Source organism: Cryobacterium melibiosiphilum, from assembly GCF_003602235.1.
Lineage (GTDB): Bacteria > Actinomycetota > Actinomycetes > Actinomycetales > Microbacteriaceae > Cryobacterium > Cryobacterium melibiosiphilum.
The window spans coordinates 1-24,386 of record NZ_QZVS01000096.1; the positions used below are offsets into that span (position 1 = coordinate 1).

At 67.5% G+C, this 24,386-nt stretch carries 25 protein-coding genes and 3 tRNA genes; 21 read left to right on the forward strand and 7 right to left on the reverse strand.

The genetic code is table 11. From position 1 onward, the window contains the following. The 4 genes from D6T64_RS22335 to D6T64_RS19275 all read right to left on the reverse strand — a co-directional run. Nucleotides 1-245 (reverse strand): hypothetical protein (locus tag D6T64_RS22335; protein WP_199719233.1); only part of this gene is annotated, 245 nt, incomplete at its 3' end. Nucleotides 246-486: 241 nt separating this feature from the next. Further along, nucleotides 487-562: transfer RNA gene (locus tag D6T64_RS19265), tRNA-Phe, on the reverse strand. A 78-nt stretch (nt 563-640) separates the two neighbouring features. Then, nucleotides 641-714: transfer RNA gene (locus D6T64_RS19270), tRNA-Asp, on the reverse strand. A gap of 99 nt (nt 715-813) precedes the next feature. Further along, nucleotides 814-886, reverse strand: a tRNA-Glu gene (locus D6T64_RS19275). A 278-nt stretch (nt 887-1,164) separates the two neighbouring features. On the opposite strand from D6T64_RS19275, the gene D6T64_RS19280 reads away from it, so the two are divergent. Beyond that, on the forward strand, nt 1,165-2,607 hold the full coding sequence (locus D6T64_RS19280; RefSeq protein WP_119976311.1) for a M23 family metallopeptidase: 1,443 nt from the start codon (nt 1,165-1,167) through the stop codon (nt 2,605-2,607). Next, nucleotides 2,600-4,063, forward strand: a complete 1,464-nt coding sequence (locus D6T64_RS19285; protein ID WP_147364621.1) for a C40 family peptidase — start codon at nt 2,600-2,602, stop codon at nt 4,061-4,063. Before D6T64_RS19280 ends, D6T64_RS19285 begins: the two co-directional genes overlap by 8 nt. A gap of 170 nt (nt 4,064-4,233) precedes the next feature. On the opposite strand, the gene D6T64_RS19290 is transcribed toward D6T64_RS19285, so the two are convergent. After that, a complete protein-coding gene (locus D6T64_RS19290) occupies nt 4,234-4,725 on the reverse strand; it encodes an inorganic diphosphatase (RefSeq protein ID WP_119976313.1) in 492 nt (163 codons plus the stop codon). A 45-nt stretch (nt 4,726-4,770) separates the two neighbouring features. Between D6T64_RS19290 and tilS the strand changes: the two genes are divergently transcribed. The 17 genes from tilS to cls all read left to right on the forward strand — a co-directional run bounded on the left by tilS (nt 4,771) and on the right by cls (nt 20,052). Then, nucleotides 4,771-5,808, forward strand: a complete 1,038-nt coding sequence (gene tilS / locus D6T64_RS19295; RefSeq protein ID WP_119976314.1) for a tRNA lysidine(34) synthetase TilS — start codon at nt 4,771-4,773, stop codon at nt 5,806-5,808. Then, a complete protein-coding gene (gene hpt, locus D6T64_RS19300; RefSeq protein ID WP_119976315.1) occupies nt 5,786-6,352 on the forward strand; it encodes a hypoxanthine phosphoribosyltransferase in 567 nt (188 codons plus the stop codon). The genes tilS and hpt overlap by 23 nt, the downstream gene beginning before the upstream one ends. Before the next feature lie 105 nt (nt 6,353-6,457). Continuing rightward, nucleotides 6,458-8,464, forward strand: a complete 2,007-nt coding sequence (gene ftsH, locus D6T64_RS19305; protein ID WP_119976316.1) for an ATP-dependent zinc metalloprotease FtsH — start codon at nt 6,458-6,460, stop codon at nt 8,462-8,464. A gap of 7 nt (nt 8,465-8,471) precedes the next feature. Further along, nucleotides 8,472-9,050: a GTP cyclohydrolase I gene (gene folE / locus D6T64_RS19310; RefSeq protein ID WP_119976317.1), complete on the forward strand. Its 579-nt coding sequence runs from the start codon at nt 8,472-8,474 to the stop codon at nt 9,048-9,050. Next, on the forward strand, nt 9,047-9,859 hold the full coding sequence (gene folP, locus D6T64_RS19315) for a dihydropteroate synthase (protein WP_233551428.1): 813 nt from the start codon (nt 9,047-9,049) through the stop codon (nt 9,857-9,859). The genes folE and folP overlap by 4 nt, the downstream gene beginning before the upstream one ends. Beyond that, the gene (folB, locus tag D6T64_RS19320) at nt 9,856-10,221 is read left to right on the forward strand and encodes a dihydroneopterin aldolase (RefSeq protein ID WP_119976318.1); all 366 of its coding nucleotides are present in this window, start codon (nt 9,856-9,858) and stop codon (nt 10,219-10,221) included. The genes folP and folB overlap by 4 nt, the downstream gene beginning before the upstream one ends. Then, the gene (gene folK, locus D6T64_RS19325; protein ID WP_119976319.1) at nt 10,218-10,781 is read left to right on the forward strand and encodes a 2-amino-4-hydroxy-6-hydroxymethyldihydropteridine diphosphokinase; all 564 of its coding nucleotides are present in this window, start codon (nt 10,218-10,220) and stop codon (nt 10,779-10,781) included. Before folB ends, folK begins: the two co-directional genes overlap by 4 nt. After that, nucleotides 10,778-11,248: a DUF3180 domain-containing protein gene (locus tag D6T64_RS19330; protein WP_119976320.1), complete on the forward strand. Its 471-nt coding sequence runs from the start codon at nt 10,778-10,780 to the stop codon at nt 11,246-11,248. Before folK ends, D6T64_RS19330 begins: the two co-directional genes overlap by 4 nt. A 115-nt stretch (nt 11,249-11,363) precedes the next feature. After that, on the forward strand, nt 11,364-11,858 hold the full coding sequence (locus D6T64_RS19335) for a PH domain-containing protein (protein ID WP_119976508.1): 495 nt from the start codon (nt 11,364-11,366) through the stop codon (nt 11,856-11,858). Next, complete coding sequence (locus tag D6T64_RS19340) at nt 11,855-13,744, forward strand: PH domain-containing protein (protein ID WP_233551432.1); 1,890 nt, start codon at nt 11,855-11,857, stop codon at nt 13,742-13,744. Before D6T64_RS19335 ends, D6T64_RS19340 begins: the two co-directional genes overlap by 4 nt. Beyond that, the gene (locus D6T64_RS19345) at nt 13,741-14,496 is read left to right on the forward strand and encodes a Rossmann-like and DUF2520 domain-containing protein (RefSeq protein ID WP_119976322.1); all 756 of its coding nucleotides are present in this window, start codon (nt 13,741-13,743) and stop codon (nt 14,494-14,496) included. The genes D6T64_RS19340 and D6T64_RS19345 overlap by 4 nt, the downstream gene beginning before the upstream one ends. Further along, nucleotides 14,493-15,449 carry a pantoate--beta-alanine ligase gene (gene panC, locus D6T64_RS19350; RefSeq protein ID WP_119976323.1) on the forward strand — a complete coding sequence of 319 codons (957 nt, stop codon included), beginning with the start codon at nt 14,493-14,495 and terminating at the stop codon, nt 15,447-15,449. Before D6T64_RS19345 ends, panC begins: the two co-directional genes overlap by 4 nt. A gap of 8 nt (nt 15,450-15,457) precedes the next feature. Next, nucleotides 15,458-17,002: a lysine--tRNA ligase gene (gene lysS / locus D6T64_RS19355; protein ID WP_119976324.1), complete on the forward strand. Its 1,545-nt coding sequence runs from the start codon at nt 15,458-15,460 to the stop codon at nt 17,000-17,002. Between the two features lie 24 nt (nt 17,003-17,026). Continuing rightward, on the forward strand, nt 17,027-17,173 hold the full coding sequence (locus tag D6T64_RS22945) for a hypothetical protein (RefSeq protein WP_199719234.1): 147 nt from the start codon (nt 17,027-17,029) through the stop codon (nt 17,171-17,173). A 210-nt stretch (nt 17,174-17,383) separates the two neighbouring features. Then, on the forward strand, nt 17,384-18,241 hold the full coding sequence (locus tag D6T64_RS19360; RefSeq protein ID WP_119976325.1) for an endonuclease domain-containing protein: 858 nt from the start codon (nt 17,384-17,386) through the stop codon (nt 18,239-18,241). Nucleotides 18,242-18,387: 146 nt separating this feature from the next. Further along, the gene (locus D6T64_RS19365) at nt 18,388-18,582 is read left to right on the forward strand and encodes a hypothetical protein (protein ID WP_119976326.1); all 195 of its coding nucleotides are present in this window, start codon (nt 18,388-18,390) and stop codon (nt 18,580-18,582) included. 6 nt (nt 18,583-18,588) lie between these two features. Continuing rightward, nucleotides 18,589-20,052: a cardiolipin synthase gene (gene cls / locus D6T64_RS19370; protein WP_119976327.1), complete on the forward strand. Its 1,464-nt coding sequence runs from the start codon at nt 18,589-18,591 to the stop codon at nt 20,050-20,052. On the opposite strand, the gene D6T64_RS19375 is transcribed toward cls, so the two are convergent. Beyond that, entirely contained in the window at nt 20,033-20,266 is a 234-nt protein-coding gene (locus tag D6T64_RS19375; RefSeq protein WP_377010969.1) for a helix-turn-helix domain-containing protein, read from the reverse strand. The genes cls and D6T64_RS19375 overlap by 20 nt on opposite strands. Further along, complete coding sequence (locus D6T64_RS19380; protein WP_119976328.1) at nt 20,266-20,898, reverse strand: hypothetical protein; 633 nt, start codon at nt 20,896-20,898, stop codon at nt 20,266-20,268. Before D6T64_RS19380 ends, D6T64_RS19375 begins: the two co-directional genes overlap by 1 nt. Before the next feature lie 222 nt (nt 20,899-21,120). Between D6T64_RS19380 and D6T64_RS19385 the strand changes: the two genes are divergently transcribed. Both D6T64_RS19385 and D6T64_RS19390 read left to right on the forward strand, forming a co-directional pair. After that, nucleotides 21,121-23,646, forward strand: coding sequence for an ATP-dependent Clp protease ATP-binding subunit (locus D6T64_RS19385; RefSeq protein ID WP_119976329.1), 2,526 nt, complete (start codon nt 21,121-21,123; stop codon nt 23,644-23,646). Between the two features lie 95 nt (nt 23,647-23,741). After that, nucleotides 23,742-24,305 carry an amino-acid N-acetyltransferase gene (locus tag D6T64_RS19390; protein WP_119976330.1) on the forward strand — a complete coding sequence of 188 codons (564 nt, stop codon included), beginning with the start codon at nt 23,742-23,744 and terminating at the stop codon, nt 24,303-24,305. Nucleotides 24,306-24,386: the final 81 nt, after the last annotated feature.

Sequence of the window (24,386 nt, forward strand, 5' to 3'; positions counted from 1 at the left end):
GCATCGGCCAGCGCGGGCTCGACCAGCAGCGAATCGGTCAACACCGCAGCAGAGAGCCCGGGAACACACAGTGCCGGATCCAGAAGTGCCGGATCGAGCAGGCCCGGATCGAGCAGGCCCGGATCCCCGGCCTGCCATTCAATCGTCAGTGTGTTCTCAATTAGCCACGACGCGTCGGGCGGACGATCGGGCGGCGGGACCGGACTATCCAGCTCCTCATCTGGCATTTCCCGTGAAATGGTCATAGCTCTATTTTCCCACACCCCACCCCAAAACTCGAGCATTATTCAGGAATTGTGGCAAGAAAATAAGAGCTGTGTACTAGCCGATCCCCTAACAGGCTCGACACGGGTTCGAGTTTACACAGGGGGGGGCGGACAATTCAGTCCGCGTGCCCACGAGGTCGGCGCCATCGATGTTGCTCGATTGGGCAAAAAAAGAGCCACTCCCCAAGCAAGCCGCGAAGGCGATGCAAGGGAGTGGCGGTGGTGGCCCCGACCGGCGTCGATCCGGTGACCTTTCGATTTTCAGTCGAACGCTCTACCAACTGAGCTACAGGGCCAGAAAGCTGTGCACGCTTTCGCTTGCGACCGCTCTCTAAGACGAAAAGCCCTTCCTTTCGAAAGGGCTTTTGCCTTTGCGACCCTGACCGGACTTGAACCGGCGACCTCCGCCGTGACAGGGCGGCGCGCTAACCAACTGCGCTACAGGGCCAAACTTGGTGCTGGTGATGCGGTGCCTTGCGGCACTTGGTAAGACTATTCTATTTTCTCTCGTGCTGTGTACAGGTGAAGCTGATGCCCATCACTTGCGTGACCCCAACGGGATTCGAACCCGTGTTAACGCCGTGAAAGGGCGCCGTCCTAGGCCACTAAACGATGGGGCCGAAGCAGCCACAAACTGAATGGCTGCCGACGAGTAAGCATAAGGGGTGATTCGCCATTTTCCCAAATTGAACGCGGATCCGTCGAAAAGATGTCCCACCCGTTGACAGCCACGCCTGCGAATCAGCGGGGTTCCACCCCCGTGGCGGGTTAGATTCGATGGGTCATTGGGTGAACAGCGCCCGGTTTGTTATTGTGAAAGCTGTTAACAGCGTGATAGATGTGACAAGCGCTTCGCAGTAGCCACAGTTTCCGCAAGCCCAGGCCCGATCGGGGAGTAATGAATCGCACGGCACTCGTGATCGGCCGCGGCCGAACCGCCCTCCAACGGTTTCGCGCCCCCGCATCCGACCGTGCGAACCGCACCGCGTTCACCGTCGTCGGCCTCGCCGCGACGCTGGCGTTGCTCACGACCCTCATCGCCCCGGTGTCGTCCGCCCAGGCCATTGAGTACCCCACCTGGGAAGACCTGCAGAGCGCCAAGGCCAGCACCAGCTCGGCGGCCGGCAAGGTCACCGAGATCCAGGGTCTGATCGCTGACCTGCAGGCGCAGGTCGAACAGACCCAGGCCGAGTCCGAGGCTCGTGGCCTCGAGCTCGAGGTCGCCCAGGAGAAATATGATGACGCCACCCGCCGGGCGACCGACCTGCAAGCGCAGGCCGATGCAAGCGCCACGGTAGCGGATGCCGCCACCCGCCAGGCCGGCCAGCTCGCCGCCCAGCTCTACCGCACCGGCGGCACCGACCTCAGCGTGAACCTGTTCCTCGACGGAGACTCGTCGGATCCCGCCGCATCCGGTTCGACCGACGGCACGGATGGTGCCGATGCCCTGCTCTCCAAACTGGGCAACATGAGCAAGCTCGTCGAACGTAGTACCGGCGTCTACGAGGAAGCACAGACCGCCCAGAACAGCGCCCAGGCCCTGGGGGATTCCGCCAAGGAGGCCCAGGCCGAGCGGGAAACCCTGCGCATCGCCGCCGAAGGAGCCCTCGAGGCCGCGCAGGCCGCAGCCGATGCGGCCGCAGCAGCCCTCGTCGAGTCCGAGGCGAAGAGCGTCGAACTCGCCGCACAGCTCGCTTTTCTGCAGGACGCGGAGGCCACAACATCCGCCGGCTATCAGGCCGGAGTCGTCGAGCGCGCCCGCATCGAGGCCGAACGGGTCGAAGCGGAGCGCGTTGCCCGTGAAGCGGCAGCAGCCGCCGCCCGGGCGGCAGCTGCGGCCGCCGCCGCAGCCCGACCCTCAGGTGGCAGCTCAGGCGGCAGTGCTCCGGGATCCAGCCTCGGTGGTGGCTACACCAGCGGCTCCGGCTGGGGCGTACCGGCCAGCGGCCGCATCACCGGCGGATATGGGCCTCGCTCCGTGATCTGCGGCGGCGGCAGCTGCAGTGGCGGCTACCACTACGGAACCGACCTCGGCACCGGCTGCTACGCGCCGATCTATGCCGCCAGCGCCGGAACCGTCACCTACGCCGGTCGCCTCGGCACCTACGGCAACTTCGTGAAGATCGACCACGGCAACGGTGTGTCGACGGGCTATGCCCACATCGTTGACGGCGGCATCTTCGTTCGCGCCGGCCAGCAGGTCAGTGTCGGCGACAATATCGCCAGTTCGGGATCCACCGGAGCATCCACGGCCTGCCACCTGCACTTCGAGGTCTGGCTGAACGGCGTTCGCAGCAACGCCGTGCCGTTCATGGCCGCTCGCGGTGCCAGCCTTGGATAGTCTCTCCACGCACACCGGCAGCGCGGCGACCCCGCCTCGCCAGCGGCCCGCCCGCCGCGTGCGGCATGCGGTTCGCCCGGTCACCGTGTTCTCCGCTGTCGCCGTGAGCGCCGTGGTTGCCACGTTCGGTCTCACGGTACCGGCCGCCGTCGCGGACGAGGACTACCCGAGCTGGACCGACGTCGAGCAGGCCAAACTCAACGAGGACACCAAACAGGCCGAAATCGAGAACCTGACGGAGCTGCTCGTCGGCCTGCAGACGACGGCAGCGGATGCTGCCACCGCCTCGCAGATCGCCGCCGAGGCGTACCGCATCACCCAGGACGACCTTGACGCCGCGGCCGAGCGCGAGACGAGTCTCACGGCGCAGGCCCAGGCCGCGCAGGCCACCGCGGACACCTCGAAGCTGCGTGCCGGCCTCATCGCCGCGCACCTCGCCAAAACCGGCGCCCAGAGCCTCTCGCTCAACCTGTTCATGAACTCCAATGGCGCCGACGACCTGCTGGGACAGCTCGGCACCGCGAGCAAGCTCAGCGAACAGTCGGAGCGCATCTACGCGGAAGCATCCCAAGACGCCAACACCGCCGAGTCCCTCGCCGACCAGGCTGCCTCTGCCGCGGTCGAACGGGAGCGCCTGACCGAGGAATCCGCGGCCCGATTCGATGAGGCATCCGCTGCCGCCGCGATTACGCAGACGGCCCTCGAGACCGAGCAGAGAAAATCGCAGGAGCTGTACGAACAGCTCGCCCTGCTCAAAGACACCACCGCCGAGGCCGAGCGGAGCTATCAGACCGGCCTTGACGCCGCAGCCGCGGCACGGGCCTTCGCCGCGGCCCAGGCCGCGGCCGCCCAGATCGCCGCCCAGGTCGCTCAGCCGCAGGCCCCCACGGAGCCGAGCGGCTCGGGCAGCAGCGGCTCGGGCAGCAGCGGCTCGGGAAATACGGGCTCGGGTAACACGGGTTCCGGTTCGGGTGGATCGTCCGGCGCCGGAGAAGCGGCCGCCCCCGAGGCATCCGTTCCCGCGGAGTCGGTTCCGGCACCGACCGTGCCCGAGACGAGCGTTCCTGCCCCGAGCGCGAGCGCGGTCTCGACGGCCTTGAGCTTTGCCCGCGCACAGCTCGGCGATCGCTATCGTTTCGGTGGCGCCGGCCCCGACGAGTGGGACTGTTCCGGCCTCACCAAGGCGGCATATGCCGCTGCCGGCATTTATATCGGAACGCACTCGGCGACAAACCAATACAACACCCTGGCCGGCCAGGGCAAGCTCGTCTCCTTCGCCAATGTGCAGGTCGGCGACCTGCTGTTCTGGGGCAGCCCCGGCAACTATTACCACACCGCCATCTATGTCGGCGGCGGCCAGATTCTCGAGGCACCGAACCCGAGCCAGCGTGTGCGCGTGCACTCCATCTGGTCGATCGGCGCCGTCGCGCCCTACGTCGGGCGCCCCTCCGCCTGACCCGCCCTCTCACGGCTCGGGCGGTGAGGTGCGGACTTCGCGCCTTTGTGGGGCTCGTGAAGGTGCGTTCTCCGCACCTCAACCGGCCGATGGCAGCGGATGCGCGGTGCGGGCGCGAAAAAGGCCCCCACCAGTGTGTGGCGGGGGCCTTCGTGCAGTTCTCAGAGAGGTCAGTGACCCTCGGCGAGCAGCTTCGCGATGCCGTCGACGACGATCTGCTCGGCCTCAGCGGCGTCGCCCCAACCCTCGGTCTTGACCCACTTGTTCGGCTCGAGGTCCTTGTAGTGCTCGAAGAAGTGCTCGATCTCCTTGCGGGTGTACTCGGGAATGTCGAGGACATCCTGGATGTGCGCCCAGCGCGGGTCGCCGGCCGGAACGGCGATGACCTTCGCGTCGGAGCCGCCGTCATCGGTCATGTTGAACACGCCGACGGGGCGAACGGACACGCCCACCCCCGGGAACAACGGGTAGTCGAGCAACACGAGCACGTCGACGGGGTCGCCGTCGAGCCCGAGGGTGTTCTCGAAGTAGCCGTAGTCGGTCGGGTACATGAAGCTCGTGTAGAGCACCCGGTCGAGGTAGACCCGGCCGGTGCCGTGGTCCACCTCGTACTTGTTGCGGCTCCCGCGAGGGATTTCGATCACTGCGTCGTATTCGGCCATAGCTGTGTTTCTCCCTTGTTTCACGTCTGCGGATAACGTTACTGGATGCAGTATGAACGCCGCCCCCGCTTGACTCCGGCCATCGCCGACGTGCGGAGGGCCGTGCGCGCCGTGCTTCCGGCCGACGGGCTGGTGCTCGTCGGCCTCAGCGGGGGAGCGGATTCGCTCGCCCTCGCCGCCGCGACGGCCTTCGAGGCCCACCGTGCGGGCCTGCGCGCGGGCGCCGTGATCGTCGACCACAACCTGCAATCCGGGTCAGCTGCTGTCGCGGCACGGGCCGCCGGGCAGGCCCGCTTCCTGGGCCTCGACCCGGTTCTCGTGTTGGCCATCGACGTGCCGCCCGGCGCAGACGGCCCGGAGTCCGCCGCCCGAGATGCCCGCTACGACGCCTTCACTCGCGCGATCGAACAGACCGGGGCCTGCGCAGTCGTGCTCGGCCATACCCTCGACGATCAGGCCGAGACCGTGCTCCTTGGCCTCGCGCGGGGGTCGGGGCCGGGCAGCCTGCACGGCATGGCGGCCCGGAGCGGGCCGTGGCTGCGCCCGCTGCTCGGCATCCGTCGCGCCCAGACCCACCAATTCTGTCTCGATGTCGGCCTGACCCCCTGGCACGACCCGCAGAACCGCGACCCGCGCTACGCCCGGGTGCGCGCCCGGCAGACCGTGCTTCCGATGCTCGAGCGCGAACTCGGCCCGGGCATCGCCGAGGCCCTCGCGCGCACCGCCGAGCAGCTGCGCGAAGACGCCGACGCCCTCGACGCCCTCGTGCCCGCCCTCCTCGCCGCACTTCCTGCCTCGGGGGAGCCGGGCCGGCGGGTTGCCGCAGTCGTTCTGCAGCGCCAACCGGCCGCCCTGCGCCAGCGGATGATCCGCGCGATCGTGCGGGAATCCTTCGGAATCTCCCTGGACCGCTCGCATACCCTCAGGGTCGCGGCGCTCGTCACCGACTGGCACGGTCAGGGTTCCCTCGACCTCCCAGGCGTTAGAGTTATACGGCAGGACGGAGACCTCGTGTTCTCCCGTTCTGGACCCGCACCGATCGAAGGACATTTCCGCTCCTATGGAACCCCGCGACATTCCTGAAGACCTCACCGAGATTCTGATCAGCGAGGAGCAGATTCGCACCCGCCTGGCCGAGCTCTCCCGCCGCATCGAAGCCGACTACGCCGGTAAAGACCTGCTTCTCGTCGGGGTGCTGAAGGGTGCCGTGATGGTGATGGCCGACCTCGCCCGCGAGCTGCACCACCCCATCACGATGGACTGGATGGCCGTGAGTTCCTACGGGTCGGGCACCGAGTCCAGTGGCGTCGTGCGCATCCTCAAAGACCTCGACACCGACCTGTCGGGCCGCAACGTGCTCATCGTCGAAGACATCATCGACTCCGGACTGACCCTCTCGTGGCTGCTGGCCAACCTGAACACGCGAGGCCCGGCATCCGTCGAGATCTGCGCCCTGCTGCGCAAGCCCGAAGCCGCACGCGTCGAGATCGACGTGAAGTATGTGGGGTTCGAGATTCCGAACAAATTCGTCGTGGGCTACGGTCTCGACTACGACGAGAAGTACCGCAACCTGAAGTCCGTCGGCATCCTGGCGCCGCACGTCTACACGCCCGTCGCCGCGCAGTAATCCCCGCAGTAATGTCCGCCCCCGCGTGCTGGAGTCACGCCTGAGTTCTCCTGAGGGCGAACACACGGCCATCGTCCAGTGCCGCCACGCTAGCCTGTGAGGATCATGAACGTCAAGAAGCTTCTTCGCGGCCCCATTCTCTATTTCGTTCTGGCCATCATCGTGGTCTGGGTGGGGTCGAGCCTGCTCACCATGTCCGGTTTTCGCGAGGTGTCGGTCCAGCAGGGTCTCGAGCTCCTGGAATCGGGAGACGTCGTCGAGGCCAAGATCGTCGACGGCGACCAGCGCGTCGACCTCACCCTCAGCAAGGCGACTGGCGACCTCGGCACCGAGGTGCAGTTCTACTACGTCGCCCCGCGCGGCGAGGAGATCATCCAGGCCGTGACCGCCGCCGATCCCAGGGACGGCTACACCGACGAGGTGCCCCAGCCGAGCTGGATCCTCTCGGCCCTCGGTTTTCTGCTTCCGCTGCTGCTGATCGGTGCCTTCTTCTGGTTCATGCTCGCGGGCATGCAGGGTGGCGGCAACAAGGTCATGCAGTTCGGCAAGTCGAAGGCGAAGCTCGTCTCGAAGGAAAGCCCACAGGTAACCTTCGCCGACGTCGCCGGCTCCGACGAGGCCATCGAAGAGCTCGAAGAGATCAAAGACTTTTTGAAGGAACCGGCCAAGTTCCAGGCCGTCGGCGCCCGGATCCCCAAGGGCGTGCTGCTTTACGGCCCTCCCGGCACCGGTAAGACCCTGCTCGCCCGTGCGGTGGCCGGCGAGGCGAACGTGCCCTTCTACGCCATCTCCGGCTCCGACTTCGTCGAGATGTTCGTCGGTGTCGGTGCCAGCCGGGTGCGCGACCTGTTCCAGCAGGCGAAAGAGAACGCCCCCGCCATCATCTTCATCGACGAGATCGATGCCGTCGGCCGTCACCGCGGCGCAGGTATGGGCGGCGGCCACGACGAACGTGAGCAGACCCTCAACCAGCTGCTCGTCGAGATGGACGGCTTCGACGTCAAGGCGAACGTCATCCTGATTGCGGCGACCAACCGTCCCGACATCCTCGATCCCGCGCTGCTGCGCCCGGGCCGCTTCGACCGCCAGATCGGTGTCGACGCGCCCGACATGCTCGGCCGCAAGCACATCCTCGAGGTGCACTCCAAGGGCAAGCCGATGGCCCAGGGAGTCGATCTCGAGGTGCTCGCCCGCAAGACGCCCGGCTTCACCGGCGCCGACCTGGCGAACGTGCTCAATGAGGCCGCGCTGCTGACTGCCCGCTCCAACGCCCAGCTCATCGACAACCGCGCCCTCGACGAGGCCGTCGACCGCGTGATGGCCGGCCCGCAGCGCCGGTCCCGCGTCATGCGCGACAAGGAGAAGCTCATCACCGCGTACCACGAGGGCGGCCACGCCCTCGTCGCCACCGCGATGCGCAACACCGACCCCGTCACCAAGATCACGATCCTGCCGCGCGGCCGCGCCCTCGGCTACACGATGGTCATGCCGCTCGAAGACCGCTACTCGGTCACCCGCAACGAGCTGCTCGACCAGCTTGCCTACGCGATGGGCGGCCGGGTCGCTGAAGAGATCATCTTCCACGACCCGACCACCGGCGCCTCGAACGACATCGAGAAGGCCACCGCCACGGCCCGCAAGATGGTCACCGAGTTCGGTATGAGCGCCGCCGTCGGCCCGCTCAAGCTCGGCCAGGGTTCGGGTGAGGTCTTCCTCGGCCGCGACATGGGTCACCAGCGCGACTACTCGGAGCGTCTGGCCGAACGGGTCGACGCCGAGGTGCGCCAGCTGCTTGAAGACGCCCACGATGAGGCCTACGAGGTGCTCATCAACAACCGTGAGGTGCTCGACCGGCTCGCCACCGCGCTGCTCGAACACGAAACCCTCGACCAGGTCGCCCTGGCCGAGATCTTCACGGACGTCGAGAAGCTCGCGCCGCGCCCGCAGTGGCTCTCGAGTGACAAACGCCCCGTCAGCGATGTGCCCCCCATCGAAATGCCGGCACCGAAGGCTCCGATCGACGGCGCCGCCGTCGACGGCGGCATCTCCAGTGGCGACTCCGCCAAGCCCACCCGAGCGCCGGTACGCCACCCCCGCCCCGCGACCGCCTAGGTCACCGGTGGCAGTCGACAGGGAACGCGTGGGCCGTGCCGTGCTCGAAATTCTCGCCGCCATCGGGGAAGACCCCGATCGCGAGGGAATCGCGGAAACTCCGCGGCGGGTAGCGGATGCCTACGCTGAATTCTTCGGCGGCCTCGACCAGGACCCCCTCGCGCTGCTCGCCGACACGGTTCCGGTCGGGCCCGCCACGGGCGAACTCGTGCTGTTGCGCGACATCGCGTTCCGCTCGATCTGCGAGCACCACCTGCTGCCCTTCCTCGGCATTGCGCACGTCGCCTACCTTCCGGGCGACCGGGTCGTCGGCCTCGGCCGGCTGCCTGCGGTCGTGGAGGCCCTCGCAGCCCGTCCGCAGCTTCAGGAACGCCTGACCGAAGAGATCGCCGGCGCACTCGACACCGGCCTCGCCCCGCGCGGCGTGCTCGTAGTGCTCGACGCGGTGCACGGCTGCGTCGGTACCCGGGGCCCGCGGCAGAGCAACAGTTCCACGGTCACCATGGCCAGCCGCGGTGAGCTCTCCGACCCCGTGCAGCGCGCCGAGATCATCGCCCTCATCGCCGCGGGACATCAGGCATCATGAGCCGCACCCTGATCATGGGCGTGCTGAACGTCACGCCGGACTCCTTCAGTGACGGGGGCCGCTGGGCGTCGACGGATGCCGCGATCGAGCACGGCCTGCTGCTCGCCGCCCAGGGCGCCGACCTCATCGACGTCGGCGGAGAATCAACCCGCCCGGGCGCGACCCGGGTGCCGCCCGCCGAAGAACAGTCCCGCGTAGTGCCCGTCATCACGGAACTGGCCCGGCAGGGGCTGCGAATCAGCGTCGACACGCTCAACGGCTCGACCGCCCGGGCCGCGGCGGAAGCCGGCGCCGAGATCATCAACGACGTGTCCGGTGGTCTCGCAGACCCGCTGATGGCATCCGTCGCTGCCGAAACCGGCCTGACCTACGTCGCCATGCACTGGCGCGGCCACGCCCAGCAGATGGATGCCCTCGCCCTGTACGACGACGTCGTCGCCGAGGTGCACGCCGCCCTTGCCGAGCGCATCGCCGTGCTGACCGCGGCGGGTGTCGCCCGCGACCGCATCGTGCTCGATCCCGGCCTCGGCTTCGCCAAGCTGCCCGAGCACAACTGGCGGGTGCTCGCCCACCTCGATGCCCTCGCCGACCTCGGCCTGCCGGTCATGGTCGGCGCCAGCCGCAAGCGGTTTCTCGCCGAGGTCGTGCCCGACGGCGCCCCGGTCACGGACCGGGACCTCGCGACGGCCGTCGTCAGCGTGCTCTCCGCCCAGGCCGGCGCCTGGGCGGTGCGCGTGCACGACGTACCCGGCACCCGCACAGCACTGAACGTGCTCGACCGGCTCGGGTCGACCAGAATGGTCTCATGAGCCTCGACTGCATCACCCTGACCGGGCTGCGCATCAACGCCCACCACGGCGTCTACGACTTCGAACGGGAAAACGGCCAGGACTTCGTCATCGACGTCACGGTCTGGCTCGACCTGCTGCGCGCGGCCGCGAGCGACGACGTGACCCAGACCATCCACTACGGCGAACTCGCCGTACAGGTCGCCGACGCCGTGCGCCACAACCCGGTCGACCTGATCGAAACGGTCGCCGAACGCATCGCCACCGTCGTGCTCGCCCATGCCGCCGCCGAGCGGGTGCGGGTGACCGTGCACAAGCCGCAGGCGCCGATCGAGATCCCCTTCACGGATGTCTCGGTGCAGATTGAACGGAGCCGCGCGTGACGGCGCCGGCGGCCGCGTCTGACGCCCGTCCGGTCATTCTCGCTCTCGGCAGCAACCTCGGCGACCGCGCTGCGACCCTGGTCCAAGCGGTGCAGGACCTCTTCGCGGTCGATGGCCTCGAACTGAGCGCCGTCTCGCCGCTCTGGGAATCGGCTGCCCTGAAACTCGACGGGGTCGATGAGGCAGCGCCGCGGTACCTGAACGGCGTCGTCGCCGGCAGCTTTGCGGGCGAGCCGCTCGACCTGCTCGCGGCCGTGAACGCGATTGAAGCCGAGCACGGCCGGGTGCGCGCCGAACGCTGGGGCGACCGCACCCTCGACATCGACATCGTCGTGATCGGCGATCTGGTGCAGACGGATGCCCGACTCACGCTGCCGCATCCGCTCGCCCATACCCGTGATTTCGTGCTGGCCCCGTGGCTCGACGTTGACCCCGACGCCGTGCTGCCCGGCCGCGGCCCGATACAAGACCTGCTGGCCGCGACCGAGCGCAGTGCCGTGCGCTACGCCGACACACGCCTCGATTCGAGCGCGGATACCGCCGCCGAGGCCACGCGGTGAAGCGCAGCCGGCCGACACCGCTGATCGCCCTCGGCCTGCTGGGCTTCGTGCTCGGGCTGCTCGTCGAGATCGCGGCCGCCGCATCGGGGCGGGCGATCATCGTTCCGCCCGTGACGCTTCCGCTCACGCTGATCGTGGTGGGCATCGTCGTGGTGATTCTGGCTTGGCCGATCCGGCAGGTGACCCGCGGCCGAGGCCGCCGACTCGTCGACCCGTTTCGGGCGATGCGCGTCGCGGTGCTCGCCAAGGCGTCGAGCCTCAGCGGATCGCTCGTGCTCGGTGCCGGACTCGGAATCGTGGCGTTCATCCTGACGCGCTCGGTCGTCCCGGCGGTAGCATTATTGTGGCTGGCCATCGCAACAGCGTTCGGGGCCGGAATCCTGCTGGTGGGGGGCCTGGTCGCCGAAAAGTTCTGCACCCTGCCGCCGGACGACGACGAAAGCCAGCCGGGAGGCGAACGTGCCTAATCCACCATTTGACGCCGCACAGTACGACGAAGTGCCCTTCGACTCCGAACCGGCTCCCGAGCCGACTCGGCTGCCCGAGCCGACGCTTTCGGAGCAGCCGGTTTCGGGGCAGCCGCTGTCTGAGCCGCGGCCGCCGCGCCTCGACCTCGACGGCGAATGGCAACGAGTGTCGCCCCGCTACGTTGTCGTCGAAATCGTCGGCACGATCATCTTCGGGCTCGTCGTCTGCATCGGCGCTGCACTGCTCTGGCTGCTGGCCGACCAGACCTGGGCGCTCTGGGTGGGAGCCGCGATGCTGCTCATTACGGTGCTGAACCTGATCTTCGAACCGCGCCGGGTGCGTTCGATCGGATATCAGTTGCGCGCGGACGACCTGCTCTTTCGCCGTGGCATCCTCTTTCAACGTTTTGTGGCCGTGCCGTATGGCCGCATGCAGCTCGTCGACATCACCCGCGGGCCGGTAGCCCGCTGGCTGGGGCTCGCGGACCTCAAATTCGTGACCGCCGCCGCGACGACCGCCGTGTCGATCCCGGGACTGCGTGAAGCCGACGCCGAGAACCTGCGCGACCGGCTTGTCGAGCTGGCCGAGAGCCGCCGGGCCGGACTGTGACCGACCCGGCAGCGTCGGCACACGCCGCGTCGGCGGATGCAGCGTCGGCACACGCCGCGTCGGCGGATGCAGCGGTGGCTGCCAAGCCGGCGCCGCCGAGCCTGCGCCCGCAGGCGCCGCTCACCGACGGGGAGTGGCACCGGCTGCACCCGGCCACCCCGCTGTTGCGTGGCGGAATCTTCGTGGTCGCCATCCTCGGTTTCGTCATCACGAACCTGCGCGAACGCCTCGTCGAGTTCTTCTTCGGGGAACCGCACTTCGAGGGCGACCCGCTCGACGAGATCGTGCGCCGGGGCGCCGTCGGTTGGGCGCTGCTGATCATCGCGGCCGTGCTCATCATCATCCTGCTGGCCTTCTACGTGTCCTGGCGCATGCACACGTTCCGCGTCGGGGCCGACGCTGTCGAGGTGCGCAGCGGCATCCTCTTTCGCAGTCACCGCAAGGCCCGCCTCGACCGCATCCAGGGCGTGAACCTCATGCGGCCGTTCATTCCGCGGCTGTTCGGCGCCGCCCGGCTCGAGGTCAGCGTCGGCGGGCAGGACGGCTCGGTTCAGCTCGCCTATCTGCGCGGCGACCTGGCCGATGACCTGCGCCGGGACATCCTGCGACTCGCCTCGGGCATCCGCCAGGCTGCGGCGACGGATGCCGCGGCCCCGCCCGACGAGTCGGCCTCCGGCCCCGCGGGCGCTCATGATGCGGCGCACCCACGGTCCGCCGCCGGCTTCGGCGACCTCGCCTCCGCTCGCATGCACGAGTTCATGGCGCCCGAACTCGACCCCGACGCCGCGCCGCCGGAGTCGGTCGTGCGCATTCCGGTCGGCCGGCTGATCGGCTCGATCGTGCTGAGCGGCTTCACCGTCTTTCTGCTGGCGGCCGTGGTCGCCCTCATCATCGGCGTGGTCAACGGCGGCAGCGGCTGGCTGCTGTTCGCCATTCTGCCCGGCATCATCGGCAGCGTCGGCTACTACTGGTCCCGCATCACGAAATCGCTGCGCTACAGCATCTCGAGCACGAGCGACGGCGTGCGTGTCGGGTTCGGCCTGTTGTCGACCAGCAGCGAGACCCTGCCGCCCGGGCGCATCCACGCCATCGGGGTGTCCCAACCGCTGCTCTGGCGGCCCTTCGGCTGGTGGCAGGTGCAGATCAACAAGGCAGGCCAATCCGTGATGCAGGGCGCCGGGGGCGCGGCGAGCACCCTGATGCTGCCGGTCGGCACCGTGACCGACGTAGAACGCGTGCTCGAACTGCTGCTGCCCGGGTTCTCGACCCCGGAGCAGCGCCACCTCGTGCAGCAGGGCATGGCTGGCGCCGGCAGCGACGCGGATGCCCGCAGCGCGGTGGCCGACGGCAGCCCCTTGACCGACGGCGGCCCGGTCGGGCTCGGCGACGGCCGGGGTGACGGATTCACCAACGCGCCCCGCCGTGCCCGCTTTCTGCGCCCGTTCTCGTGGCGCCGCACCGGCTACGCCGTCTCCGGGGGAGTCGCGCTGCTGCGCCACGGCGTCATCTCCCGCGACCTGATCCTCGTTCCGCTCGCCCGGTTGCAGAGCGTCGGCATCGACCAAGGCGCGATCAAGCGGCGCCTCGGCCTCGCATCCGCTCGCCTGCACACCGTGATGGGTCCCGTGACGGCGCAGCTCAGCGTGCTCGACTCTGACGAAGCCAAGCGGATGTTCGCCCGCATCTCCGCGGACGCGGCCGCCTTCGCCGCGACGGACACCAGCCACCGCTGGAACCAGCCCACGGTGCTGAGCGCCCCGGCTGCACCGATCCCCACGGCTGGCCCGACCCCCGCGACTGGCCCGACCCCCACGGCTGGCCCGACCCCCGCGACTGGCCCGACCCCCACGGCAGGCCCAACCCCCATGACAGGAATGGCCGAATGACCTCTCGCCCCGGACGCCTCGGCGTCGGCATCATCGGCGCGGGTCGCGTCGGCCCGATCCTCGGCGCGGCCCTGGCCGGCGCCGGCCACGCCCTCGTCGGCATCTCCGCGATCTCGCAGGCCAGCCGCGACCGCGCCGAGGCGATTCTGCCCAACGTTCCCATTCTGACCGTTCCCGAAATCGTCGAGCGCAGCGAACTCGTCATTATCTGCGTTCCCGACGACGCCCTCGACAGCCTCGTCACCGGCCTCGCCGCGACCCACACCTGGCAGGCCGGCCAGCTCGTCATGCACACCTCGGCCCGGTTCGGAACGGATGTTCTCGCCCCCGCCCTGCTCGGGGGTGCGATTCCGCTCGCCATCCACCCGGCAATGGCCTTCACGGGCACGAGCCTCGACCTGGCCCGCCTCGCCGACAGCTACTTCGCCGTGACCGCGCCGACGCCGGTGCTGCCGATCGGGCAGGCCCTCGTGGTGGAAATGGGCGGCGAACCACTCATCGTGGCCGAGCGCGATCGCGCCGCCTACGCGGAAGCGATCGAGACCGCGACCACCTTTTCCACCTCGATTGTGGAACAATCGACACGGTTGCTCGCCGGAATCGGCATCGAGAGTCCCGGTGCGGTGCTCGGCCCGCTCGTGCGTTCCGCCGTCGAAAACGCCCTGCAGCGCACCAGCCCTGAACCGCTCGACGTCGACGTCGCCGCCCTCGACTATTCCGCACCGCCCCGCACCGACCCGGAGGACGAATGACCGTGCTCACCCGGCCAGAACTGATTGGCTCCATCACCGACCTGCGCGCTGCGCTCGACCGCGCCCGCGCCGCCGCGCGCTCCCGTGTTCGCGGTGACGGTCACGCCGGCCGCGTCGTGCTGGTCCCGACCATGGGCGCCCTGCACGCCGGGCATCTCTCGCTCGTGCGTCGCGCCCGCGCACTCGGCGACATCGTCGTCGTCTCGATCTTCGTCAACCCCCTGCAGTTCGGCGTCGGCGAAGACCTCGACGCCTACCCGCGCACCGTGGAGGCCGACATGGCCCTGCTCGCCGATCTCGGCGTGGACTACGTGTTCGTGCCGACGGCCACCGAGATGTACCCGGCCGGGGCCGGCGAAACCCGCGTCGTCGCCGGCCCGGTCGGCTCGCTGCTCGAGGGCGCCGCACGCCCCGGACACTTCGACGGCATGCTCACCGTCGTCTCGAAGCTCATCAACATCGTCGGGCCCGACACGGTGATGTTCGGCCAGAAAGACGCCCAGCAGGTCTTCCTCGTGCAGAGCATGATCGCCGACCTCAACGTGCGCGTCGCGATCGAGGTCGCCCCCATCGTGCGGGAACCCAGCGGCCTCGCGCTCTCCAGCCGCAACCGCTACCTCGCAGCCGACGAGGTCGAGGCGGCGGTGACCCTGTCGGCCGGGCTCGCCGCGGCATCCGTCGCCGCAGCACTGGGAACCGCGGATGCCGCGGCCGCCATCGAGACCGCACGCGCGATCATCGCCGCCCGCCCGCTGGTTAAACTGGACTATCTCGTTGTCGTGCACCCGCAGACGTTCCTGCCCGTTGAGGCCCAGTACCACGGCCCGGCCCGCATGCTCGTGGCCGCGCTCGTGGGCCACACCCGCCTCATCGACAACGTGCCCCTCGACCTGAACCCCACAGCACGCCCCGAAGCACGCCCCGAAGCACGCTCCACAGCACAGGAAATCTGAGAAACGTTATGAGCACGAACCCCTCCGCCCCCGCCGAGCTGACCGACAGCGCCCTGGCCTTCGCCGGCCTGAGCGATTCGGAGGTCAGCGAGCAGCAGGCCGTGCGCCTCGGCAAGCGTGACCGCCTCAACGCCGCCGCGGCCACGCCCGGTGGTGGCGCCTACCCGGTCTCCGTTCCCGTGACCCACACGATCCCGGCCGTGCGCGCCGAATTCGGCACCCTCGAAGCGGATGCCGTCACTGGCGTCACCGTCGGCGTCGCCGGCCGCGTGGTCTTCCTGCGCAACACCGGCAAGCTCTGCTTCGCCAGTCTGCAGTCCGGCGACGGCACTCGCATCCAGGCCATGGTGAGCCTTGCCGCCGTGGGCGCGGACTCCCTCGCCGAATGGAAGGACCTCGTCGACCTCGGCGATCACCTGTTCGTGACGGGCGAGGTCATCTCAAGCCGCCGCGGCGAGCTCTCGATCATGGCCACCGACTGGCAGATCGCCGCCAAGGCCCTGCTGCCGTTGCCGAACCTGCACAGCGAGCTGAGCGAAGAGACCCGCGTGCGCAGCCGCTACCTCGACCTGATCAACCGCGAACAGGCCCGCCGCACCGTCGTTCAGCGCTCGCAGACCGTCGCGAGCCTGCGCAAGACGTTCACCGACCTCGAGTTTCTCGAGATCGAGACGCCGATGCTGCAGACCATGCACGGCGGGGCATCCGCTCGCCCGTTCGCGACGCACTCCAACGCCTTCGACACCGAACTGTTCTTGCGCATCGCGCCCGAGCTGTTCCTCAAGCGTGCCGTCGTCGGCGGCATCGACCGGGTCTACGAGATCAACCGCAACTTTCGCAACGAGGGCGCCGACTCGACGCACTCGCCCGAGTTCGCGATGCTCGAGGCCTATGAGGCGTACGGTGACTACAACTCGATCGCCGACCTCACGCAGAAGCTGATTCAGAACGCGGCGATGGCGATCGCCGGGTCGCACGTGGTGACCTGGGCCGACGACACCGAGTTCGACCTCGGCGGCGACTGGGACCGCATCAGCATGTACGAGAGCCTCTCCGCCGCCGTGCACCGCGAGATCTCGCCCGCTACGCCGCTCGCCGAGCTGCAGGAGCTGGCGACCCGCGAGGGCCTCGAACTCGACCACCCGATCCACGGCAAGTACGTCGAAGAGCTCTGGGAGCACTTCGTGAAAGACGGCCTCGTGCGCCCCACCTTCGTGATGGACTTTCCGATCGACACCAGCCCGCTCGTGCGCGGCCACCGTTCGATCGCCGGCGTCGTCGAGAAGTGGGACCTGTACATTCGCGGTTTCGAGCTCGCCACCGGGTACTCCGAGCTCGTCGACCCGGTCATCCAGCGTGAACGTTTCGTCGAGCAGGCGAGCCTCGCCGCCGACGGCGACCCCGAGGCCATGCGCCTCGACGAGGAGTTCTTGCGGGCCCTCGAATACGGCATGCCGCCGACCGGTGGCATGGGCATGGGCATCGACCGCCTGCTGATGGCCCTGACCGGCCTCGGCATTCGCGAGACGATCCTGTTTCCTCTGGTGAAGTAGCTCGGCTGCCATGAGCACGGGCCGATGAGTTACCTCCCACCCGGCGAGCTCGACCCCGACAGGGGCGGGCGGAAGCCGCCGTCGATGAACCGGATCGCCATCTGGGTCATCGCCGGCGGCATCGGAGTGTATTTCGTGGGCACAGGCCTCTACGGGCTGCTGACGAGCTAGCCGCGCGCCGCGCCATCCGCTCGCCCGCGTGGCGCAGGGAGGACGTTTCGCTCCCGCGTCGGCTGGGGGAGGATGATTTGACTGTTTTTGCGCGTTCTGTCCTCCCTTGGCGACGGGCGCCGTTCCTCCACAGCCCCGCCCGCGGGCGGCTTATACACAAAACGCTCGGGTGCCGCCACGAAACCGGCCTGCTTCAGCGATGCTCGACCCATGAATCGTTCACTCGCTCAGGATCTGGCCCGATTCGGTAATTTGGCCACCCGCTCGCAATTGCGAACTCTCGGCTATACCGACCGTGACCTGCGTCGGGCAATGGCAGCCCAGGAGTTGTGGCCACTTGGACGCTCCTGGCTTGCCCACCGCGGCGTCGACCATGATGCCCTGCGGGCCGTGGCCCTGCATGGCCGGCTCGCGGCAGAATCCTCTCTGGCGAATCACGGCGTCTGGGTCACTCGCCCCACCGGCTTGTGGATCGGAACAGCACTCCACTCGGGTCACGCTCCGGCCACCGGTGCAAACGAGCACCGGATCTGGGTGAATGAACGCTTCCCGCGCGACACAGACGTTCGCTGGCGGATGTCGGTGCCCGACTCGCTGCTGCAATTCGCCGCTCTCGGGGAGGGTTGCGACGTGGTCGCGTCGATGGACAGCGCGCTCAATAAGGGGTTGGTGACACCGGCCGAACTTGAACGGGTGATCGCTGCGGTGCCGCGGCGTCTGCGCCGGCTGCTGGGACGCGTGGACGGCCGCGCTCAATCGGGGCTGGAAACCCTGCTGCGCCTGGCCGCCGAAGCCGAGGGCTGGAATGTGCGGATCCAGGTGGTGATCTCCGGGGTCGGCCGCGTCGACGTACTCATCGACGGCTGGCTCGTCATCGAACTCGACGGGGCCCGGTGGCACGACGACGAGCAATCCAGAGATGAGGACAGCCGCCGCGATGCCGAACTCACCCTGCTTGGCTATCGGTACCACCGCTTTCGGTCGCGCCAGGTGCTGGAGGAGATGCCGCTGTGCCTGGCGGTCATCCGCACCATTCTGGCGAGCGGGCGGCCCCTAGTGGCCGCGTGAGCGCATCCGTTGCCGCAGCCGTGTGGCAAGCGGAGGACGATTTGCTCGAGCGTCGGCGCAGGGAGGGCATTTTGACGAGAAGCGGGTGTCGCTTCCTCCCTGCGGTGCGGGTGTCAACTCCCAGCGCAACCCCGTATTCTGGAACCATGGTTGAGAACTTTTGGGCGAACGCGGCATGGTCGGTCATTCCCACGATTCTGCTGGGGCTGACGTTCTGGTACGTGCTGCGCTCGATCATTCGGGCCGACCGCACCGAGCGCAAGGTGTACGCCAAGATCGAAGCCGAAGAGCGCGCGCGCCTCGGCCTGGACGCTCCCGGCCTCGACACACCCGCCACATAATTCCGCATGCCGGCCCTTGACGGTTCGACCTTCCTCGTTCTAGCCGCCTTTGTCGTCGACTTCATCGTTCGTGTCATCGCCGTCATCGTCGTGCCGCGCAATCGCCGACCGATGTCGGGCATGGCCTGGCTGCTGACGATCTTCTTCATCCCGTACCTGGGTGTCTTTCTCTTTATGCTGATCGGCTACCGCACGCTGCCCAAGAAGCGGCTGGCCCAGCAGCAACTCATCAACCGGTTTATTCTGGAGAGCACCGAGGGCGTCGAGTTGGTACGCCACGAAGAAGTGTGGCCGGGCTGGCTGGAATCGGTGGTCGAGCTCAACCGCAACCTCGGCGCGATGCCGCTTGTCGGCGATAACACCGCGACCCTGCTCGGCGACTACCAGGGCAGCTTCGACGCCATGATCGCCGACATCGACCGCGCCGAACGCTACGTGCACGTCGAGTTCTATATCCTCTCCCTCGACCCGACCACCAAGCCGTTCTTCGACGCCCTCGAGAACGCGGTGAAGCGCGGGGTCAGTGTGCGGGTGCTGATGGACCACATCCAGTCGATGCGCAAGCCCGGATACAAGGAGACCAAAGCGCGGCTGACCGCCTCCGGCGTGAAGTGGGAACTCATGCTGCCGGTGCAGCCGTTCAAGGGCAAGTGGCAGCGCCCGGACCTGCGCAACCACCGCAAACTGCTCGTCGTCGACGGGCTCGTGGGGTTCATGGGCTCGCAGAACATCATCGACCGCTCCTACAACATGCGCCGCAACATCCGCCTGGGGCTGCAGTGGAAAGACTTCATGACCCGCCTCGAGGGCCCGATCGTCTCGGGTCTCAACGCGATCTTCATCACCGACTGGTACAGCGAGACCAACGACATGCTGATCCGCGACATCGAGCCTGTGCATCCGCGGCCGCTGACCGACGGCCTGGACTGCCAGGTCGTGCCGAGTGGGCCCGGATTCAAGGGCGAGAACAACCTGCGCCTGTTCCTCGCGCTGCTGTACTACGCGCAGGAGCGCATCATCATCACGAGCCCGTATTTCGTGCCGGACGAGTCGATGATGTACGCGATCACCACGGCGACCCAGCGCGGTCTGCACGTGGAGCTCTTCGTCTCCGAGATCGGCGACCAGGCCGTGGTTTACCACGCGCAGCGCTCATACTACGAGGAGCTGCTGCGCGCCGGGGTGCACATCTACATGTACAAGGCGCCATACATTCTGCACGCCAAGCACTTCACGATCGACGACGAGGTCGCCGTGGTCGGCTCGAGCAACATGGACCAGCGCTCCTTCAGCCTCAACATGGAGGTCTCGCTGATGGTGCGCGGCCACACCTTCGTCGAGCGCCTGCGCGCCATGGAAGACGAGAACCGGGCCAACAGCCGAGAGCTCACCCTCGAGGAGTGGATGAAGCAGCCGCTGCGCTCCACGATCCTCGACAACCTCGCCCGGCTCACGTCGGCCGTGCAGTAGCCCCGGTCGTCAGTAGGTCCCCGACCTCACAGTCGAGCGCCGTGCAAATGGCTTCGAGCGTCGAAAAGCGGATGGCCCGGGCTCGGTCGTTCTTGAGTACCGACAGGTTCACGACACTCACCCCGACCAGCTCGCTGAGTCGGGTCAGGGTCAGCCCGCGTTCGGCGAGCAGCTCGTCGAGGCGGCAGTGAACCGTGCTGCCTGCTTCGGGCACTATACGAGCCCCTCGGTGTCGCGCTGCAGGCGGTTTCCGACCTCGAAGACCATCGCCACCAGCAGAATCACGAAGCCCACCAACACCGGTGTCGGATCGACCTGAAACCCCAGGGGCCAAAACCCGCCGGGGGAGACCGTGTCGAGTTCCGTGCTGGCGACCATCAGGCCGAACCCGCCCAACGCCCCGCCCAGCGTCGACCCGAGCACCAGCACCGCGCCCACCGACGTGGCCATCCACGAGACCGACTGGTCAAACGCGCGGCGCCGCAGCAGCTTCCAGCACAGGTGTGCCACGGCGGCGCAGATCAGGGCAGTCGTCACCATCGCGACCACGTTGCTGAGGGCCCACAGGAAGATGGGCAGGGAGCTCAGGCCGGAGATCAGAACGGATGCGCTCGAGAACGTTCCCTCGACCAGCTGCGCGGTGCCGGCATCCGCTTCGGCTGGCAGCGGAGCGTCGATCAGCAGGCTGAGGGGAATGCGGTCGGAGGTCAACCCGGTGATCAGGTGGACCAGGCCGAGAGTGAGGTTGATCACGGCGACCAGGATGGCCGCGCCGAGGAAGGTCCAGAGGATGGGGCGTTCGAGCCGGGCATCCAGGCGCTTCAGCCGAGCGTAGGTGGTGGACATGTGATCCCCTCATCGTCGTAATGTCTGTAGAGCCATAATGCTTATCGATATGGTTAACATATTGCTTATCGATATGTCGCACAAGCCCGCGTGCCCCGACGGGGGTACCCGGGCGCAGCATCCGTCACGCCCACGGCGAACAACGACCATCTCGTGCCGAAGGATCGTTACTCTCGATGTATCGGCACCATATAACTGCCCTGGCGCCAGAGGAGCGATCACATGTTTGAGAGATTTACCGACCGAGCTCGTCGTGTCGTCGTTTTGGCCCAGGAAGAGGCCAAGATGCTCAACCACAACTACATCGGGACCGAGCACATTCTGCTCGGCCTGATCCACGAGGGTGAAGGCGTCGCCGCCAAGGCTCTGGAGAGCCTCGGCATCTCCCTCGATGCCGTGCGCGAACAGGTGCAAGACATCATCGGCCAGGGTCAGCAGCAGCCGACCGGCCACATTCCCTTCACGCCGCGCGCGAAGAAGGTCCTCGAGCTCAGCCTGCGCGAAGCGCTGCAGCTCGGCCACAACTACATCGGCACCGAGCACATCCTGCTCGGCCTGATCCGCGAGGGCGAGGGCGTTGCCGCCCAGGTTCTCGTGAAGCTCGGCGCCGACCTCAACCGGGTGCGCCAGCAGGTCATCCAGCTGCTCTCGGGTTACCAGGGCAAGGAGCAGGTGCAGGTCGGAGCGAACGAGCAGGTTGCCGGCGCCGCCGGAAGCCAGATTCTCGACCAGTTCGGCCGCAACCTCACGCAGTCCGCCCGGGACAACAAGCTCGACCCGGTCATTGGCCGGGAGAAGGAAATCGAGCGGGTCATGCAGATCCTGTCTCGACGTACCAAAAACAATCCCGTGCTGATCGGTGAGCCCGGAGTCGGAAAGACGGCCGTTGTCGAGGGCCTCGCCCAGGCCATCGTCAAGGGTGATGTCCCCGAGACGCTGAAGGACAAGCAGCTGTACTCGCTCGACCTCGGTTCGCTCATCGCTGGCAGCCGCTACCGCGGTGACTTCGAAGAGCGCCTGAAAAAGGTCACCAAGGAGATCCGTACCCGCGGCGACATCATCGTCTTCATCGACGAGATCCACACCCTCGTGGGTGCCGGAGCCGCCGAGGGCGCCATCGACGCCGCATCCATTCTGAAGCCGCTGCTCGCCCGTGGTGAGCTGCAGACGATCGGTGCGACCACCCTCGACGAGTACCGCAAGCACTTCGAGAAGGATGCCGCCCTCGAGCGCCGCTTCCAGCCCATCCAGGTGAACGAGCCGTCGCTGCCGCACACCATCAACATCCTCAAGGGCCTGCGCGACCGGTACGAAGCGCACCACAAGGTGTCCATCACGGATGGCGCCCTCGTCGCCGCGGCGAACCTCGCCGACCGCTACGTGTCCGACCGCTTCCTGCCCGACAAGGCCATCGACCTGATCGACGAGGCCGGCGCCCGCCTGCGCCTGTCGATCCTGTCGAGCCCGCCCGAGCTGCGCGAATTCGACGACAAGATCTCCGTGGTGCGTGCCGCCAAGGAGACCGCCATCGAGGAGCAAGACTTCGAGAAGGCCGCGGGCCTGCGCGACGAGGAGAAGAACCTCCTCGGCGAGCGTCTGCGCCTCGAGAAGAAGTGGAAGTCCGGCGACGTCAAGACGACCGCGGTCGTCGACGAGGGCCTGATCGCCGAAGTGCTCGCCCAGGCGACCGGCATCCCGGTCTTCAAACTCACCGAAGAAGAGTCCTCGCGCCTCGTCTTCATGGAGAAGGCACTGCACCAGCGCGTCATCGGTCAGGAAGAGGCCATCTCGGCGCTCGCCAAGACCATCCGTCGCACCCGTGCCGGCCTGAAGGACCCGAAGCGTCCGAGCGGTTCCTTCGTCTTCGCCGGCCCGACCGGCGTCGGCAAGACCGAGCTCGCCAAGGCGCTCGCCGAGTTCCTGTTCGACGACGAAGCCGCACTGATCGCCCTCGACATGAGCGAGTACGGCGAGAAGCACACCGTCTCGCGCCTGTTCGGTGCTCCCCCCGGATTCGTCGGCTTCGAAGAGGGCGGCCAGCTCACCGAGAAGGTACGCCGCAAGCCGTTCTCCGTGGTGCTGTTCGACGAGATCGAGAAGGCCCACCCGGACATCTTCAACTCCCTCCTGCAGATTCTGGAAGAGGGCCGGTTGACGGACGGCCAGGGTCGTGTTGTCGACTTCAAGAACACCGTGATCATCATGACGACCAACCTCGGTACCAAGGACATCTCCGGCGGACCGGTCGGGTTCCAGATCGAGGGCGACACCTCGACCGGGTACGACCGCATGGCCGGCAAGGTGAAAGACGAGCTGAAGAAGCACTTCAAGCCCGAGTTCCTCAACCGCGTTGACGAGATCATCGTCTTCCCGCAGCTGACGAAGCCCGAGCTGCTGCAGATCGTCGACCTGTTCATCAAGCGACTCGGCGACCGCCTGCTCGACCGCGACATGACCATCGAGCTGACCCTCGCGGCCAAGGAGCGCCTCATCGAGGTCGGGTTCGACCCCGCCCTCGGTGCCCGCCCCCTGCGCCGCGCGGTGCAGCACGAGATCGAGGACCGCCTGTCGGAGAACATCCTGCACGGCGAGCTCAACGCGGGCGACCACGTTCACGTCGACTTCGTCAATGCGGAGTTCGTGTTCACCACGACCCAGCGCGCCGACGCCGTCTCGGTCGGCGTCAACGCCGGCGCGAGCATCGGCACGGGCGCGGGCACGCCCGACCTCGCGATCACGAGCGACTAAGCACCAGAAACACCGAGAACGGGCCCGGCAGATCTTGCCGGGCCCGTTTTTTGCGCCCGTGATTACCCACCGAAGCGGATGTCTAAACTGGGCAAATGACGAAATCGAGCGTTTCCGAGACCGAGCAGGGTGCCAGCGAGCAGGGGCTGGCCGATCGGGGCTACACCGTGCGACGTGCGCGCACCGGCGACGTTCCCGGCATCCAGGCCCTCGTCGAACCCCTCGTGCAGCAACGCATCCTGCTCGGCAAGGACCGCGTCGTGTTCTACGAGGCGGTGCAGGAATTCCGCGTCGCCGAAGACCCCGACGGAAAACTGATCGGCGTCGGCGCCCTGCACGTGATCTGGGAGGACCTCGGCGAGGTGCGCACCCTGGCCGTGACCGAAGACTGGCTCGGCAAGGGCGTCGGTCACGTGCTGCTGCGTCGCCTCGAAACGGATGCCCGCGAACTCGGCCTCACCCGACTGTTCTGCCTCACCTTCGAGGTGCCCTTCTTCAGCCGCAACGGGTTTCGCGACATGGGCACCGAGACCGTCGATCCGGAGGTTTATGCCGAACTCGTCCGCTCCCACGATGAGGGCGTCGCCGAGTTTCTCGACCTGGCCCGGGTGAAGCCCAACACCCTGGGCAATACCCGCATGGTGAAAGCCCTGTACTGAGGCTGTTTATCTGTGCTCATGTGAGCAAACTTTTCCTCCGTAACCCAATGGACACCTGGGCTACTTAGTCTCAGAGAGTTG